Origin of the sequence: Nonomuraea lactucae (assembly GCF_003313395.1) — a bacterium.
Classification (GTDB): domain Bacteria; phylum Actinomycetota; class Actinomycetes; order Streptosporangiales; family Streptosporangiaceae; genus Nonomuraea; species Nonomuraea lactucae.
Genome location: NZ_QNFZ01000220.1, coordinates 1 through 12,786, shown reverse-complemented (window position 1 = coordinate 12,786; position 12,786 = coordinate 1). Strand labels below are relative to the sequence as shown.

The window sequence follows — 12,786 nt, the reverse complement described above, 5'->3', positions numbered from 1 at the left end:
CCCGCCCGCGCAGTCCGCCCCGCCCGCGCAGTCCGCCCCGCCCGCGCAGTCCGGCGCGACCGAGGCGGCGACGCAGAGGCAGGCCCGGGTGGCGTTCCCCGTCTGGCTGCTCGTCGTGGTCGGCGCGCTCGCCGGCATCGGCATCGGGCTCGTGCTGAGCACGCGGAAGAAGAGACCGTGACCAGAGCCGCGCGTCTAGCGCTCGCGGGGGCCGGAGCCGCGATCGCCGGCCTGGTGATCGCCATGATCGCCGGAGGCGCGGCCTTCCCCAGGATCATTCCGGGGCTGCCCGACGCGGGTACGTTCACCCGCTGGGGTGTGCCGCTGTCCAAGCTGACCATGGACGTGGCGGGGGCGCTGACCGTCGGCCTGCTGCTGGCCGCCACCGTCCTGCTGCCGAGCGACAAGGGCATGCTCGGCAAGCCGGCGGCCGGCTACGTGCGGGCCGCCGCGTGGGCCGCCCTGGCGTGGAGCGCGGGCGCCTTCTTCGCGCTGCTGTTCGCCACGGCCGAGACGTCGTCCATGCCCATCACCGAGGCGCTGCTCAACGGCCCCTACCTGAGCCACTACGCCACCCAGACCAGCCAGGGCGTGGCCCTGACGCTGGTGGCGCTGTTCGGCCTGGCCATCGCCCTGTTCTCGCGCGGCGCCATCACGGCGGGCGCGGCGGCGGGGCTGCTGGGATTCGCGCTGGTGACGCTGCTGCCGCCCACGCTCACCGGGCACGCCGCCTCCTCACCCAACCACAACCTGGCCACCAGCGCCCTGTCGCTGCACGTGCTCGTGCTCGCCCCATGGGTCGGCGGGCTCGCCGTCCTGGCGGCCCACGCCGTGCGCGGCGCGCCGCAGCTCGACATCGCCGCCGCCAGGTTCTCCAAGCTGGCGCTGTGGTGCTACGTCGGGGTGGGCGTCTCGGGCGTGTTCAGCGCGCTCGCGCGGCTGACCTCCCTCTCCGACCTGTGGACGTCCGCCTACGGCGTGCTGGTCGTGGCGAAGATCGTCGCCTTCGTGCTGCTCGGCTACGTCGGCTGGTGGCACAGGCAGCGCACGCTGGAGGCGCTCGCCCGGAGCCGGCCCCGGGCCTTCACCCGGCTGGCGGCCGGCGAGACGCTGCTCATGCTCGCCACCGTGGGCCTGGCCGTCGCGCTCTCCCGCACGCCGCCCCCGCCGGCCAGCGTGCCCGCCGACCGCGCGTTCGAGCTGCTAGGCTTCCCGATGCCGCCGCCGATCTCGGTGGCCAACATCGCCTCGCTGTGGTGGCTCGACCTGTTCTTCGCGCTCGTCGCCGCGGCCCTGGCCGGCCTGTACGCCGCCGGGGTGATCAGGCTCCGCAGGCGCGGCGACGCCTGGCCGTGGGGCCGCACGGCCTCCTGGTTCGCGGGTGTGGCGATCCTGGTCATCGCCACGCAGAGCGGCCTGGCCCGCTACGCCAAGGTCATGTTCGACGTCCACATGATCGAGCACATGACCCTGTCCATGATCGTGCCGATCTTCCTGGTGCTGGGCGGCCCCGTCACTCTCGCGCTGCGCGCGCTCAAACCGGCCGCCCGGCGGGGCGACAGGGGCCCGCGCGAGTGGCTGACGACGATCCTGCACAGCGGGCTCGTCCGGGTCGTGGCGCATCCGGGCATCGCCACCGCGATCTTCATCGCCTCGACGTACGCGCTGTACTTCACGCCGCTGTTCGCCTCCGCCATGGAGGAGCACCTCGGTCACATCTGGATGACCCTGCACTTCCTGATCAGCGGGTCGCTGTTCTTCTGGGTGATCATCGGCGTGGATCCGGGGCCGTACCGCCTGCCGTACGTGGGCAAGCTGCTGACGCTCTTCGTCACCATGCCGTTCCACGCGTTCTTCGGCGTCGCGCTGATGATGACGGGCAGCCTGATCGCCTCCGACTGGTACGAGCAGCTCGGCCGCACCTGGGGCGGGCCGCTGCTGGAGGAGCAGCAGAACGGCGGCGCCATCGCCTGGGGGTTCGGCGAGATACCGACGCTCATCGTGCTGCTGGCCATCGCCGCGCAGTGGTATCAGGACGAGGACCGCCAGGCCAGGCGCGCCGACCGCAGGGCGGAGCGGGTCGGCGGCGACACCGAGCTGGACGCCTACAACGCCTACCTGGCCCGCCTCAACCGCGCCGACAAGGGTGAGTAGCCGTTCGGTCACGGCAATCTATCTTCCCGCCGCGCGTATCCAACCCGACAGGTAGCCTTGCCGCAGGGGGAGAAGGGCATCACCATCGCAGTGGTGTGCGCAGACCCTGAGGGGGGTTGCGCGACGGTGTGGGAGCGCCGGGGTGGGATCCGGCACTGGTCGGGGTGCCCAGGAAGGCGAGCTGAGTTGTCGGAAGAGACCCGCATGCGCGGGGGGCGCGGCCTCGCCGAGGCCGTCGAGAGCCACCTCGCGCAATGGTCCCGGCGCACCGGCATCCGCGTGGAGACATGGGCCCTGCCCACCGCCGACGTCCCGGCGCGCATCACTCAGGCCGTCCTGACCGCGCTCCGCGAGGCCCTCGCCAACGTCGAACACCACAGCGGCGCGCGCGCCGTGTCGATCGCGGTGACCGTGGGCAAGGGCGGGGTGCGCATGACGGTCAGCGACCACGGGCACGGGTTCAGCCTGGGGCAGGCCGGCCCCGGCATCGCGCGGATGCGGGCCGCCCTCGCCGAGGTGGGCGGCACTCTGTCGGTCAACAGCGTGCAGGGCGAGGGCACCACCGTGACCGGCGTGGTGCCTAGGCGAGCGTGAGGATCTCGCTGCCCGTCTCGGTGACCAGGATCGTGTGCTCGAACTGGGCCGTGCGCTTGCGGTCCTTGGTGACGGCCGTCCAGCTGTCGGGCCAGATGTCGTACTCGATCGTGCCCAGCGTCAGCATCGGCTCGATCGTGAACGTCATGCCCGGCACCAGCTCCACCAGCAGCGACGGGTCGTCGTAGTGGGGCACCATGAGGCCCGAGTGGAACGTCGTGCCGATGCCGTGACCGGTGAAGTCGCGTACGACGCCGTAGCCGAACCGCTTGGCGTAGGCCTCGATGACCCGCCCGACCACGTTGAGCTGCCGGCCCGGCGCGACCGCCTTGATCGCCCGCATCGTGGCCTCGCGGGTGCGCTCGACCAGCAGCCGTGACTCCTCGTCCACCTCGCCCACGCAGAAGGTCGCGTCGGTGTCGCCGTGGACGCCGCCGATGTAGGCGGTGATGTCGACGTTGACGATGTCGCCGTCGCGCATGACGGTGTCGTCGGGGATGCCGTGGCAGATGACCTCGTTGATCGAGGTGCACAGCGACTTGGGGTAGCCCTTGTAGCCGAGCGTGCTCGGGTAGGCGCCGTGGTCGATGAGGAACTCGTGGCCGATCCGGTCGAGCTCGTCGGTGGTGACGCCCGGCCGGACGTGCCTGCCGACCTCCTCGAGGGCCTGTGCGGCGATCCTGCCCGCCACGCGCATGCGCTCGATCGTCTCCGGTGTCTTGACGTCGGGCTCGCCGGTCTTCGGGCGCTTCTTTCCGACGTACTCCGGCCGCTCGATGTGGGCGGGAACCTTGCGCATGGGCGAAACGCGCCCGGGCTGGAGCAGTGTCGTCATGAAACACGAGTCTACGGGGCAGAATAAGCCTCGTGAGCGATGGCCAGTGGTGGTTCTGCCTCAAGCACATGCGGGTCGAGCCCGACAGCGGGTGCCCCAACAAGGACCGGATGGGTCCCTACTCCAGCGAGCAGGAGGCCGCGGGGGCCCTGCAGCGCGCCGCCGACCGCAACAAGGCATGGGACGAGGCCGACCTGGACGACGAGTGATCCCGCGGCCGCCGGGCCTCAGGGGACGACCGCGTACGCCCGCACCGGGAAGCTGCCCATGCCCGCCACCATGGGCGGCGCGGCGTGGAACCGGAAGCCCTCGCCGGGCAGCGCGACCAGCCCGGTCAGGTGCTCGACCACCGGGATCCCGGCCGCGAGCAGGATCGTGTGGGCCGGGCGCTCGCCGCGCGGCGGCGTGTCGTCGATGTTCAGCGAGTCGATGCCGACGAGCGCCGCGCCCTGCTCCGCCAGCCACCGCGCCGACTCCGGCGCGAGGTACGGGTGCCCGTACGCGTACTCCTCGGTGCCGAAGTGGCGGTCCCAGCCGGTGTGCACCAGCACGGCCCGACCGCGCACGTCGAGCGACTCGTCGATCCTGACCTCCCTGGGCCTTACCTCCCTGGGCCTGACCACCCCGCGCACCACGACGCCGGGCAGGTCGGCCAGCCGCTCCAGCGGCACCTGGGACAGATCCGCGCCGCCGGCGTAGCGGTGATGGGGCGTGTCCAGATAAGTGCCGGTGTTGGCGGCCAGCGTGATGGTGCCGATCTCGAACTCCGTCCCCGGCGCGTACACCTCGCGCGAGTCCTCCCGGCTGAGATGCGTCCCGAGCACCGGCCCAGGCACGCCCGGGTAGGTGACCATTCCCTCCACGATCCGGTGGCTCAGCTCGACGATCACTGGGCCACGCCCAGCCGGGCGAGCTTGACCAGCGACACCACCCCGATCGCGGCCCAGATGAGGTTGAGGCCGGCCGACGGCCAGGCGTCGTTGTAGGCGCTGTTGACCATGAGGGCGGCCGAGCCGGCGAGGTTCAGCACCTGGTAGTGCGCGCTGTCGCCGGACATGCGCGAGGTGGACACCATGCCGTAACCGAACACGAGCAGGCCCGCGCCGATCCACCCGATGGCGTGGAGAAGGAGGTCCATACGTCATATTTTCGAAACCATCGCGATAAAGCGCAATTAAAGACATCTAAATTAGGGCGTAAGCTCTCCTGTATGGACATCGACCCCAGGCGCCTGCGGGTCCTGCACGAGGTCGCCCGCCGCGGCGGGGTCATGCGCGCGGCCGAGGCCCTCTACCTCACGCCTTCCGCCGTCTCCCAGCAGCTCGCCCAGCTCGAACGCGAGGTGGGGCTCGCCCTCATCGACCGTTCGCAGCGCCGGGTCTCCCTCACGCCCGCGGGCCGGGTGCTCGCCGGCTACGCCGAGCGGGTCGAGGAGGAGCTGGCCGAGGCCCGGCGGGAGCTCACGCGCTTCACCGAACGGCTCGCGGGCCCCGTGCGGATCGCCGCGTTCCCCACGGTGGTCAAGCACATGCTGGTGCCGGCCATGCGCGACCTCGCCACCCGCCACCCCAAGATCGTCCCGATCATCCGCGAGGTGTACGGCCCGCCGGCCCTCCAGGAGCTGCGGCTCGGCGCGGTGGACGTGCTGATCACGGAGCAGGACATGAGCCTGCCCGTGCTGTCGCAGCCGTCGCTGGCCACCCGCGTCCTGTACGTGGACGAGTACCGCATCGTGGTGCCCCCCGACTGGCCCCACCTGCCGCGCTCGGTCGCCGACCTGGCGGACGTCCCGTGGGTGGCCAGCAAGCCCGAGCACGCGTGCGGCCAGGCCTTGGACCGGCTCGCCGGGCTGCACGGCTTCGAACCGCGCAAGGTGCATGTGATCACTGAGTTCGGTCCGACGCTGGCGCTGGTGGCGGCCGGGCACGGGGTGGCCATCGTGCCCACGCTGGCCCTGCTCGACGTGCCTGAGGGCGAGGTCCGGGTGAGCGAGCTGCGGGACGTGGGGGCGCGCCGCCTGGACACCGTGACGCGGATCAGCCGCACCCGGTCCGGGGAGCCGGACCCGGTGCAGGCGGTGGTGATCGGCGCGATCGAGGACGCCACGGCCGCGCTCGACGCCACCCTGAAGGGCCACCTCCACCCCCTCTAGCCGGCTCGGCGTGCCCGGGGCCTACTCGTCCCCCGGGGCCTACTCGTCCCCGGGCCTACTCGTTCACGCGGGGGCCGGAGAGCCTCTCCAGGAGGACGGCGAGGCGCTCGCGCAGGCGGGGCCGTGGGGTGAGCTCCCCGGCGGCGGCGCTCACCAGGTGCTGGGCGCCGTCGAAGCTCACCGGCCCGGCGGCGGGCACCGCGATGGTGTCGTGGGCCAGCCCCGCGAGCTCCGAGCCGGCGAGTTCGGGTCCCGCGCCCTCCAGCGCCAGGATCGTCGCCCCCGTGCGGCGGGCGTCGTCGACCCGCTCCAGCAGCGGGACCGGCGTCTCCCGCTCGGCCACCACGAACAGCGTCTCCCCCCGCCCCGCCTGCAGGATGCGGTCGAGCCCGACGCTCAGGTGCGCGGGCGCGCCCGCCGGAGGCGTCCAGCGCACCAGCGTGGGGGCGAGCTGGGGCAGGCCCGACAGCCGGGCCTCGTCGCCGAGGTGCGCCGTGAGGTGCCACGGTTCGTCGTCCGGGGTGCCCACCAGCAGCAGCCCACCGGCGGAACGGGTCGCCCGCAGCGCCAGGCCGAGCTCGCGGGTGCGCTCGATCCATCCGGTTTCGGCGAGGACCTCGCGGAGGAAGGCCACCGAGCCAGCGTCCATGGCCCCATAGTGCACGACGGGTGACGCCGGGGTGGCGCTTTCGCCGTCTCCCCTGACAGGAGTCCTGTTTCGGCGTCATTTCAGGCCTTGACAGCAGGTTACTGTCGAGTAACGATCGGTTCGCGGCGCCGCCGACCCCCCAAGAGCGATCCCCCCGGAGAGGGGCGGCACATGACACTACGTGTCCGCGTCAGCATGTTCACGATCCTCTTACTGATCGCGTCGCTCTTCGCGACGCCGGCCCGCGCGGCGGGGGCGGGAGACATCGTCTCCGCCCGCCCCACCACCGTCTACCTCCTGCCAGGCAAGCTGCTCGAAGTGCCGGTGAACGCCTGGCACCTGCTCTACCACTCCACCTCCGCCACCGGCTCGCTGAACATCGTGTCCGGCACCCTGCTCGTCCCCAAGGCGCCGTACCTCGGCAGGCGGCCCGTCATCGGCTACGCCACCGGCACCCACGGCCTCGGCGACCAGTGCGCCCCCTCGGTCAGCATGAGCGAGGGACGCGAGGCCGAGCTGGCCCTGGTGAGCCTGTTCCTGCTGAAGGGCTTCGCGGTGGCCATCACCGACTACGAGGGCCTCGGCACTCCCGGCACGCACACGTACATGGCGGGCGTCTCCCAGGGGCACGCCGTGCTCGACTCGATCAGGGCCGCGACGCGGGTGCCGGGCGCGGGCCTGTCGGCCTCGGCGCCCGTCGCGGTCATGGGCTACTCGCAGGGCGGCGCGTCCTCGGGATGGGCGGCGCAGCTCCAGCCCTCGTACGCGCCCGAACTCCGGCTCAAGGGCGCAGCGGCGGGCGGCGTCCCAGCCGACCTGTACGCCGTCGCCGCGCACCTGGACGGAACCAAGGACTTCGGCCTCGCGGCGGTCGCGGGCGTAGGGCTGGACGCGGCCTACCCCGAGCTCGACCTCGAAGCCGACCTGAACGACCGGGGCCGCGCCCTGATGGCGGACGCGGCCGACGACTGCGTGGGCGACCTGGGCAAGCTCGCCGGACTGAGGTTCTCCGACCTCAGCCCCGTCGACCTGCTCAACCAGCCCAAGTGGCAGACCCGCCTGGCCGAGAACCGCCTCGGCGCGAGGCCGCCGCGGGTGCCGGTGTTCCTGTACCACGCGCGGGGTGACCAGACCATCCCGCACGCGGTGGGCGCCAGGCTCCGGTGGGAGTACTGCGCCGCCGGTGTGAACGCGCGATGGGTGTCGCTCCCGGCACCCGACCACATCACGGGCGCCATCGAGGGCGGGCCGCTGGCCATCGAATGGCTGGCGCTGCGCATCCTCGGCTTACCGGCAATCGGCAACTGCTGACACCCGATCCCCGATCCCCGATCCCCGATCCCCGATCCCCGATTTCCGATCCCCGAGCCCGGCCCTCCACCGGCCGGGCTCGGCCACCCCCCGGCCCGTGCCCCCTCCCTGGCGCGGGCCCCGGAAGCTGAGGCTGGCATCATCTGGGACATGACTGACGTGAACGGGATTTCCATCGGCATTCTCGGCGGCACCGGAGACCAGGGCAAGGGGCTGGCGCGGCGGTTCGCGCTGGCCGGGCACCCGGTGCTGATCGGGTCGCGCAGCGCCCAGCGGGCTCAGGAGGCGGCCGACTCCATCGGGCACGGCGCGCGGGGGGCGGAGAACGCCGCGGTCGCCGCCGAGGCCGGCATCGTGATCGTCGCGGTGCCGTACGAGGGGCACAAGGCGCTGCTGGAGTCGCTGCGCGAGGAGCTGGCCGGGAAGATCGTGGTCGACTGCGTGAACCCCCTCGGCTTCGACAAGCAGGGCGCGTACGCGCTGCTCGTCGAGGAGGGCAGCGCCGCGCAGCAGGCCGCCGCCGTGCTGCCCGACAGCCGCGTCGTGGCGGCGTTCCACCATGTCTCGGCCGTCGTGCTGATGGACCCGTCGGTGGACAAGGTCGACCTGGACGTCCTCGTGCTCGGTGACGACCGGGAGGCCACCGACCTGGTGCAGGCGCTGGCGTCGGTCATCCCGGGCGTGCGCGGCGTCTACGGCGGCCGGCTCCGCAACGCCTTCCAGGTGGAGGCGCTGACGGCCAACATCATCTCGATCAACCGCCGCTACAAGGCGCACGCCGGCATCCGCGTCACCGACATCTGAGCCCCCGCCCGCCGGCCTCGCGAGGCGCCCCGGCCCCGGCCCCGGACGCCGATCCCGGCCGACTCGTCACGCCGTGAACTCGGGCGGGCGGTGCCACATCGTCAGCCGAGTCAGCGGGAGGTAGCCCATCGCCTCGTAGACGGAGCGGCCCTCGTCGCTGGAGATGAGCGTGGCCGGCGCGGCCGGATCGGTGAGGGTGGCCGCCCAGGTGAGGGCGCTGCCGATGCCGCGCCCGCGATGTGACGGCAGCGTGGACACCCACTCCACGTCCACGATGCCGTGACCGAGGCGGGCGCCGGCGGTCGCGACGGGGTGGCCGCCCGCGTAGCCGACGAAGAGGCGGATCGGCCCCCGCAGCACCCGCAGGCCGCCGAGGACCGTGCCCTGCGCGCCCGGCATGGGGTACGCCCGCACCAGGGTGGTGACGAAGTCGTCCAGCGCCCGCTGGTCGGTGACCTCGACGATCCGCAGCCCCACGGGCAGGGACGGCGGCTCGCCCCCCGGCGGGCGGAACATGAACGGGGGATGCCCCATCAGCCGCAGTCCCGCCACGGACAGGTCGGGTGTCGGCCACGCCGACAGCAGGACGAAGTGCCGTTCGGGCGGGTAGAACTCGACGAGCCGCCGCAGCATGTCGGGCAGGTCGACGTAGGGCGGCGGGCGCAGCAGCACCGCCGCGTTGTCGAACAGGATCGGCGAGCCGGGGTCGGCCGCGGCCAGGTCCCCCCAGCGCGTGAACCGCCCGCCCGCGCACGACGCCACGAACGCGTTGCGCTCGGCGTTGGCCAGCACGAACCGGCGCAGCAGGGAGTCGCCGGCTTCGAGGCCCGGCTCCCAGCCGTCGGTCAGACGCTCTTCGGACACGCCCCCGTCCCACTCTCCTCGCCCTCGAGTCTAGGTGTACTCGGCCGACGAGATCCGCGCGAGCTTCAGCAGCGCGCCGGCGACGGCGTCCGGCTCGACGTCCTCCTCGCTCCGCCAGCCGGTCCACCGGGGCAGCACCCCGTCGCCGTCCGCCAGGCCGCGCAGGAACGGCAGGAACTCCTCCTCGGCGGCCCGTGGGCGTCGGCGAAGACGCAGGCCACCACCCGCCTCCCAAATTCATGGACCAATTGTGTGGAATTGGATCTGACATCACGGCCGTCTCCCGGACATCCTGGATGGCATGAGCCGACTCCACCCGGAAACCCGCGCCGTCCACCTGCCCATGCCGTCGGTCGAGCAGAGCCGGCCGATCACCGTGCCCATCTACCAGACCTCCGGTTTCGTCTTCGACGACCCCGAGGTGATGGCCGACGCGATGGGACGCCCCGACGGCCCGTTCGTGTACGGCCGCTACACCAACCCCACGGTGCGCTCCCTGGAGCAGGCCGTCTCGGACCTCGAGGGCGGCGTCGCGGCGATCGCCACCGGATCCGGCATGGGCGCGATCAACGTCGTGCTGCTCGGCCTGCTCAAGCCCGGCGACCACCTGATCGCGCAGAACTCCCTGTACGGCGGGACGGCCGCGATGATCAACGAGCTCGCGGCCAGGTTCGGCATCGCCGTCACCCACGTGCCCGAGAACGACCCGGCCGCCCTGCGCGAGGCCGTGCGGCCCGAGACCAGGCTCGTCTACCTGGAGACCATCTCCAACCCGATGACGCTGGTCGCCGACCTGCCCGCCATGTGCTCCGCCGCCCGCGAACTGGGGCTGATGTCCGTGGTGGACAACACGTTCGCCTCGCCCCTGCTGTGCCGCCCCATCGAGCACGGCGCTGACGTCGTCGTCCACTCGGCCACCAAGTACCTGTCCGGGCACACCGACGTGGTCGGCGGGCTGGCCGTGTTCGGCGCCCACGGGCTCTACGAGACGGTGTGGCACTTCGCGATCGAGCTGGGCGCCTCGGCCGACCCGTTCGCGGCCTGGCTCACGCTGCGCGGCCTGCAGACGCTCGCGCTGCGGATGGAGCGCCACTGTTCGAACGCCCGCCTGCTCGCCACCCGGCTCGACGGGCACCCCGCGGTGTCGGCCGTCCACTGGCCCGGTCTGCCGTCGCACCCGTCGCACGAGCTCGCGGGCAAGCTGCTGCCCGGCTTCGGCGGCGTGTTCTCGTTCGACCTGGCGGGCGGGCGCGCGGCGGGGGAGAGGTTCATGAGCTCGGTACGGCTGGCGCTGCTGGCCCCGTCGCTGGGCGGCGTCGAGACGCTCGTCCTGCACCCGGCGACCACCTCGCACCGCGGCCTCAGCGCCGGCGAACTGGCCAGGCACGGCATCGGCGAGGGCACCGTGCGGGTCGCGGTGGGCATCGAGCATCCCGAGGACCTGTGGGCCGACATCGAGCAGGCGTTGTCGTAGCATGACCCGGCTGGGCGGCGCCGGCCCGCCGGGGGCTGTGACGATCGAGGGAGAGCAGCGATGACGGTGACGTACGAGGACGTGGTCGGTGCGGCCGGGCGGATCTCCGGCCACGTGCTGCGCACGCCGGTGCTCGAGATCTCGCCGGGGCTGTTCCTCAAGCTGGAGCTGTTGCAGCACTCGGGGTCGTTCAAGGTGCGCGGGGCGTTCAACCGGATCCTGTCGGCCGGGCCCGTGCCCGGCAGCGGCGTGATCGCGGCCAGTGGCGGCAACCACGGCCTGGCGGTCGCCTACGCGGCCCGCACGCTCGGGGTCCGGGCGGAGATCTTCGTACCCGAGGTCACCAGCCCGGTGAAGGTGGCCGGCCTGAAGGCGCTCGGGGCCGTGATCAACCAGACGGGGGCGATCTACTCCGAGGCCGCCGAGGCCGCGTCCAAGCGGGCCGCCGAGACGGGGGCCCTGGAGGTCCACGCCTACGACCAGCCGGAGGTGATCGCCGGGCAGGGCACCACTGGCCTGGAGCTCGCGCGGCAGGTGACCGGCCTGGACACGGTGCTGGTGGCGGTGGGCGGAGGCGGCTTCGTCGCCGGCATCACCCTCGGCGCGGGCTCCGGCTCGGGCCCGAATCCGGGCTCGGACTCGGGGTCGGGGTCGGGTGCGGGCACCGGGGCGGCTGCGGGCGGCGGGTCCGGGGTGGGGCCGCGGATCGTGGCCGTCGAGCCGGAGCTCATCCCCACCCTGCACGAGGCGCTGAAGGCGGGCGGGCCGGTGCCGGTGGAGGTCGGCGGGGTGGCGGCCGACGCCCTCGGCGCCACCCGGATCGGCAGGACCGCCTACGACATCTGCTCGCGGGCGGGGGTGGAGAGCCTGCTCGTCCCGGACGGCGCGATCGTGGCCGCCCGCCGTACCCTCTGGGAGCGGCATCGCCTGGTGGCCGAGCACGCGGGAGCGACCGCCTACGCGGCCCTGCTGTCGGGCGCGTACGTGCCCGCGCCCGGGGAGCGGGTCGCCGTCGTCGTGTGCGGCTCCAACACCGACCCGGCCACCCTCACCGCGGAATGACCGGCCGCCCACCCGGCGCGGCCCGCCGGGTGGCGGTCAGCGCGGGCCGGTGAGGCGGACGTCGCCGTCCGTGGACAGCACGAAGACCTGCCAGTTGTAGTACGCGTAGAAGCTGCGGGAATCGCGCTTGATCTGGCGGGCGTGCGCCAGGACGGCGTCCACGTAGCGGGTGTCGTGGTTGTAGGCGAACACCGCGCGCCGGTAGTCGCCGGGCGCCCCCGACGCCTTGAGATAGTTGGCCGCGGCCGGCACCGCGTCACGCGCGTCGTGGACGTTCCCGCCCAGCCCGTACTGCCGCCACGTGCCCGGCATGAACTGCATGGGTCCCTGCGCCCCGCTGGAGCTCGCCGACCGGACCCGGCCGAACTTCGTCTCCACGAGCATGATCGCCGCGAGCACCTCCCACTCCACGCCGAACCGCTTCTCGGCGCGCAGCATGTAGCCGCGCACCCGCTCGGCGGGCAGCGGCTCGGCCAGCCGCATCCGCTTGCGCTGCGCCGCGCTGATCGGGCGGGCCATGGACAGCAGTTTGCCGACGGCCGTCGTGTTGTCGCGGGCCTCGGCGGCCAGCCCCTTGGGCAGCCTCCCGATGGTCCGCTGGGCGAGCGTCGTATCGCGGGCCATCGCGCGGTAGACACGCTGCTGGTGAAGGGCGAGCAGCGCCACGTCCCGCGGCGGCGCCTCGTGCGCTCCCTTGGCGCCCTCGGTCCAGCCGTCGATCGCCTCGTCCAGCGCGGCCGTCGTCTTCCGCAGGGCGGCGGCCAGTCTGGCGGGGTCCGTGGGGATGCGGACCTCGGGCGCGGGCACGTCGGCCCCTGGGGCCGGCGTCTGGCCCGGCACGCCGCTCTGTCCGGTGCCCAGGGCGCCGCTCGGTGCGGCGCTGGGCG

15 protein-coding genes are annotated in these 12,786 nt (G+C 72.9%); 9 read left to right on the top strand and 6 right to left on the bottom strand.

Going from position 1 to position 12,786, the window contains the following annotated elements:
- The 3 genes from DQW85_RS13760 to DQW85_RS13750 all read left to right on the top strand — a co-directional run.
- The coding region (locus DQW85_RS13760) for a hypothetical protein (RefSeq protein ID WP_420819159.1) at positions 1-181 on the top strand (181 nt) is incomplete at its 5' end.
- Positions 178-2,154, top strand: coding sequence for a bifunctional copper resistance protein CopD/cytochrome c oxidase assembly protein (locus tag DQW85_RS13755; RefSeq protein ID WP_113700709.1), 1,977 nt, complete (start codon positions 178-180; stop codon positions 2,152-2,154). The genes DQW85_RS13760 and DQW85_RS13755, both read left to right, overlap by 4 nt.
- A 204-nt stretch (positions 2,155-2,358) precedes the next feature.
- Positions 2,359-2,748 (top strand): sensor histidine kinase, encoded by a 390-nt coding sequence (locus DQW85_RS13750; RefSeq protein ID WP_113700708.1) that lies wholly within the window; start codon positions 2,359-2,361, stop codon positions 2,746-2,748.
- Here the strand turns inward: DQW85_RS13750 and map are convergent.
- Entirely contained in the window at positions 2,735-3,583 is an 849-nt protein-coding gene (gene map, locus DQW85_RS13745) for a type I methionyl aminopeptidase (RefSeq protein WP_113700707.1), read from the bottom strand. The two genes, DQW85_RS13750 and map, sit on opposite strands and share 14 nt — an antisense overlap.
- A gap of 32 nt (positions 3,584-3,615) precedes the next feature.
- On the opposite strand from map, the gene DQW85_RS44450 reads away from it, so the two are divergent.
- The gene (locus DQW85_RS44450; RefSeq protein ID WP_162794964.1) at positions 3,616-3,792 is read left to right on the top strand and encodes a hypothetical protein; all 177 of its coding nucleotides are present in this window, start codon (positions 3,616-3,618) and stop codon (positions 3,790-3,792) included.
- An 18-nt stretch (positions 3,793-3,810) separates the two neighbouring features.
- Here DQW85_RS44450 and DQW85_RS13740 read toward each other — a convergent pair whose 3' ends face one another.
- Complete coding sequence (locus tag DQW85_RS13740) at positions 3,811-4,473, bottom strand: cyclase family protein (RefSeq protein ID WP_275888202.1); 663 nt, start codon at positions 4,471-4,473, stop codon at positions 3,811-3,813.
- The gene (locus tag DQW85_RS46795) at positions 4,470-4,721 is read right to left on the bottom strand and encodes a CBU_0592 family membrane protein (protein WP_240197156.1); all 252 of its coding nucleotides are present in this window, start codon (positions 4,719-4,721) and stop codon (positions 4,470-4,472) included. The genes DQW85_RS13740 and DQW85_RS46795 overlap by 4 nt, the downstream gene beginning before the upstream one ends.
- Positions 4,722-4,793: 72 nt before the next feature.
- Here DQW85_RS46795 and DQW85_RS13735 point away from each other — a divergent pair, with 72 nt between their 5' ends.
- Positions 4,794-5,735, top strand: coding sequence for a LysR family transcriptional regulator (locus DQW85_RS13735; RefSeq protein WP_113700705.1), 942 nt, complete (start codon positions 4,794-4,796; stop codon positions 5,733-5,735).
- A 55-nt stretch (positions 5,736-5,790) separates the two neighbouring features.
- On the opposite strand, the gene DQW85_RS13730 is transcribed toward DQW85_RS13735, so the two are convergent.
- Positions 5,791-6,384 (bottom strand): hypothetical protein, encoded by a 594-nt coding sequence (locus DQW85_RS13730; RefSeq protein WP_113700710.1) that lies wholly within the window; start codon positions 6,382-6,384, stop codon positions 5,791-5,793.
- Between the two features lie 171 nt (positions 6,385-6,555).
- Between DQW85_RS13730 and DQW85_RS13725 the strand changes: the two genes are divergently transcribed.
- Together DQW85_RS13725 and npdG are read left to right on the top strand one after the other, a co-directional pair.
- Positions 6,556-7,695, top strand: coding sequence for a lipase family protein (locus DQW85_RS13725; RefSeq protein ID WP_205315100.1), 1,140 nt, complete (start codon positions 6,556-6,558; stop codon positions 7,693-7,695).
- Positions 7,696-7,845: 150 nt separating this feature from the next.
- On the top strand, positions 7,846-8,499 hold the full coding sequence (gene npdG / locus DQW85_RS13720; RefSeq protein WP_113700703.1) for an NADPH-dependent F420 reductase: 654 nt from the start codon (positions 7,846-7,848) through the stop codon (positions 8,497-8,499).
- Positions 8,500-8,565: 66 nt separating this feature from the next.
- Here the strand turns inward: npdG and DQW85_RS13715 are convergent, their stop codons facing one another.
- Complete coding sequence (locus DQW85_RS13715; protein ID WP_113700702.1) at positions 8,566-9,363, bottom strand: GNAT family N-acetyltransferase; 798 nt, start codon at positions 9,361-9,363, stop codon at positions 8,566-8,568.
- A 301-nt stretch (positions 9,364-9,664) separates the two neighbouring features.
- On the opposite strand from DQW85_RS13715, the gene DQW85_RS13710 reads away from it, so the two are divergent.
- Both DQW85_RS13710 and DQW85_RS13705 read left to right on the top strand, forming a co-directional pair.
- A complete protein-coding gene (locus tag DQW85_RS13710; protein ID WP_113700701.1) occupies positions 9,665-10,837 on the top strand; it encodes a trans-sulfuration enzyme family protein in 1,173 nt (390 codons plus the stop codon).
- Positions 10,838-10,897: 60 nt separating this feature from the next.
- The gene (locus DQW85_RS13705; RefSeq protein ID WP_113700700.1) at positions 10,898-11,899 is read left to right on the top strand and encodes a threonine/serine dehydratase; all 1,002 of its coding nucleotides are present in this window, start codon (positions 10,898-10,900) and stop codon (positions 11,897-11,899) included.
- A 36-nt stretch (positions 11,900-11,935) separates the two neighbouring features.
- On the opposite strand, the gene DQW85_RS13700 is transcribed toward DQW85_RS13705, so the two are convergent.
- Positions 11,936-12,786: lytic transglycosylase domain-containing protein (locus tag DQW85_RS13700; RefSeq protein WP_113700699.1), on the bottom strand; the 851-nt coding region annotated here is incomplete at its 5' end.

What these genes read in the sequence shown, in the direction of transcription:
- DQW85_RS13750 (WP_113700708.1), top strand. Translation starts at nt 2,359, where the DNA reads ATGCGCGGGGGGCGCGGCCTCGCCGAGGCCGTCGAGAGCCACCTCGCG.
- map (WP_113700707.1), bottom strand. Translation starts at nt 3,583, where the DNA reads ATGACGACACTGCTCCAGCCCGGGCGCGTTTCGCCCATGCGCAAGGTT.
- DQW85_RS46795 (WP_240197156.1), bottom strand. Translation starts at nt 4,721, where the DNA reads ATGGACCTCCTTCTCCACGCCATCGGGTGGATCGGCGCGGGCCTGCTC.
- DQW85_RS13735 (WP_113700705.1), top strand. Translation starts at nt 4,794, where the DNA reads ATGGACATCGACCCCAGGCGCCTGCGGGTCCTGCACGAGGTCGCCCGC.
- DQW85_RS13730 (WP_113700710.1), bottom strand. Translation starts at nt 6,384, where the DNA reads ATGGACGCTGGCTCGGTGGCCTTCCTCCGCGAGGTCCTCGCCGAAACC.
- DQW85_RS13725 (WP_205315100.1), top strand. Translation starts at nt 6,556, where the DNA reads ATGACACTACGTGTCCGCGTCAGCATGTTCACGATCCTCTTACTGATC.
- npdG (WP_113700703.1), top strand. Translation starts at nt 7,846, where the DNA reads ATGACTGACGTGAACGGGATTTCCATCGGCATTCTCGGCGGCACCGGA.
- DQW85_RS13710 (WP_113700701.1), top strand. Translation starts at nt 9,665, where the DNA reads ATGAGCCGACTCCACCCGGAAACCCGCGCCGTCCACCTGCCCATGCCG.
- DQW85_RS13705 (WP_113700700.1), top strand. Translation starts at nt 10,898, where the DNA reads ATGACGGTGACGTACGAGGACGTGGTCGGTGCGGCCGGGCGGATCTCC.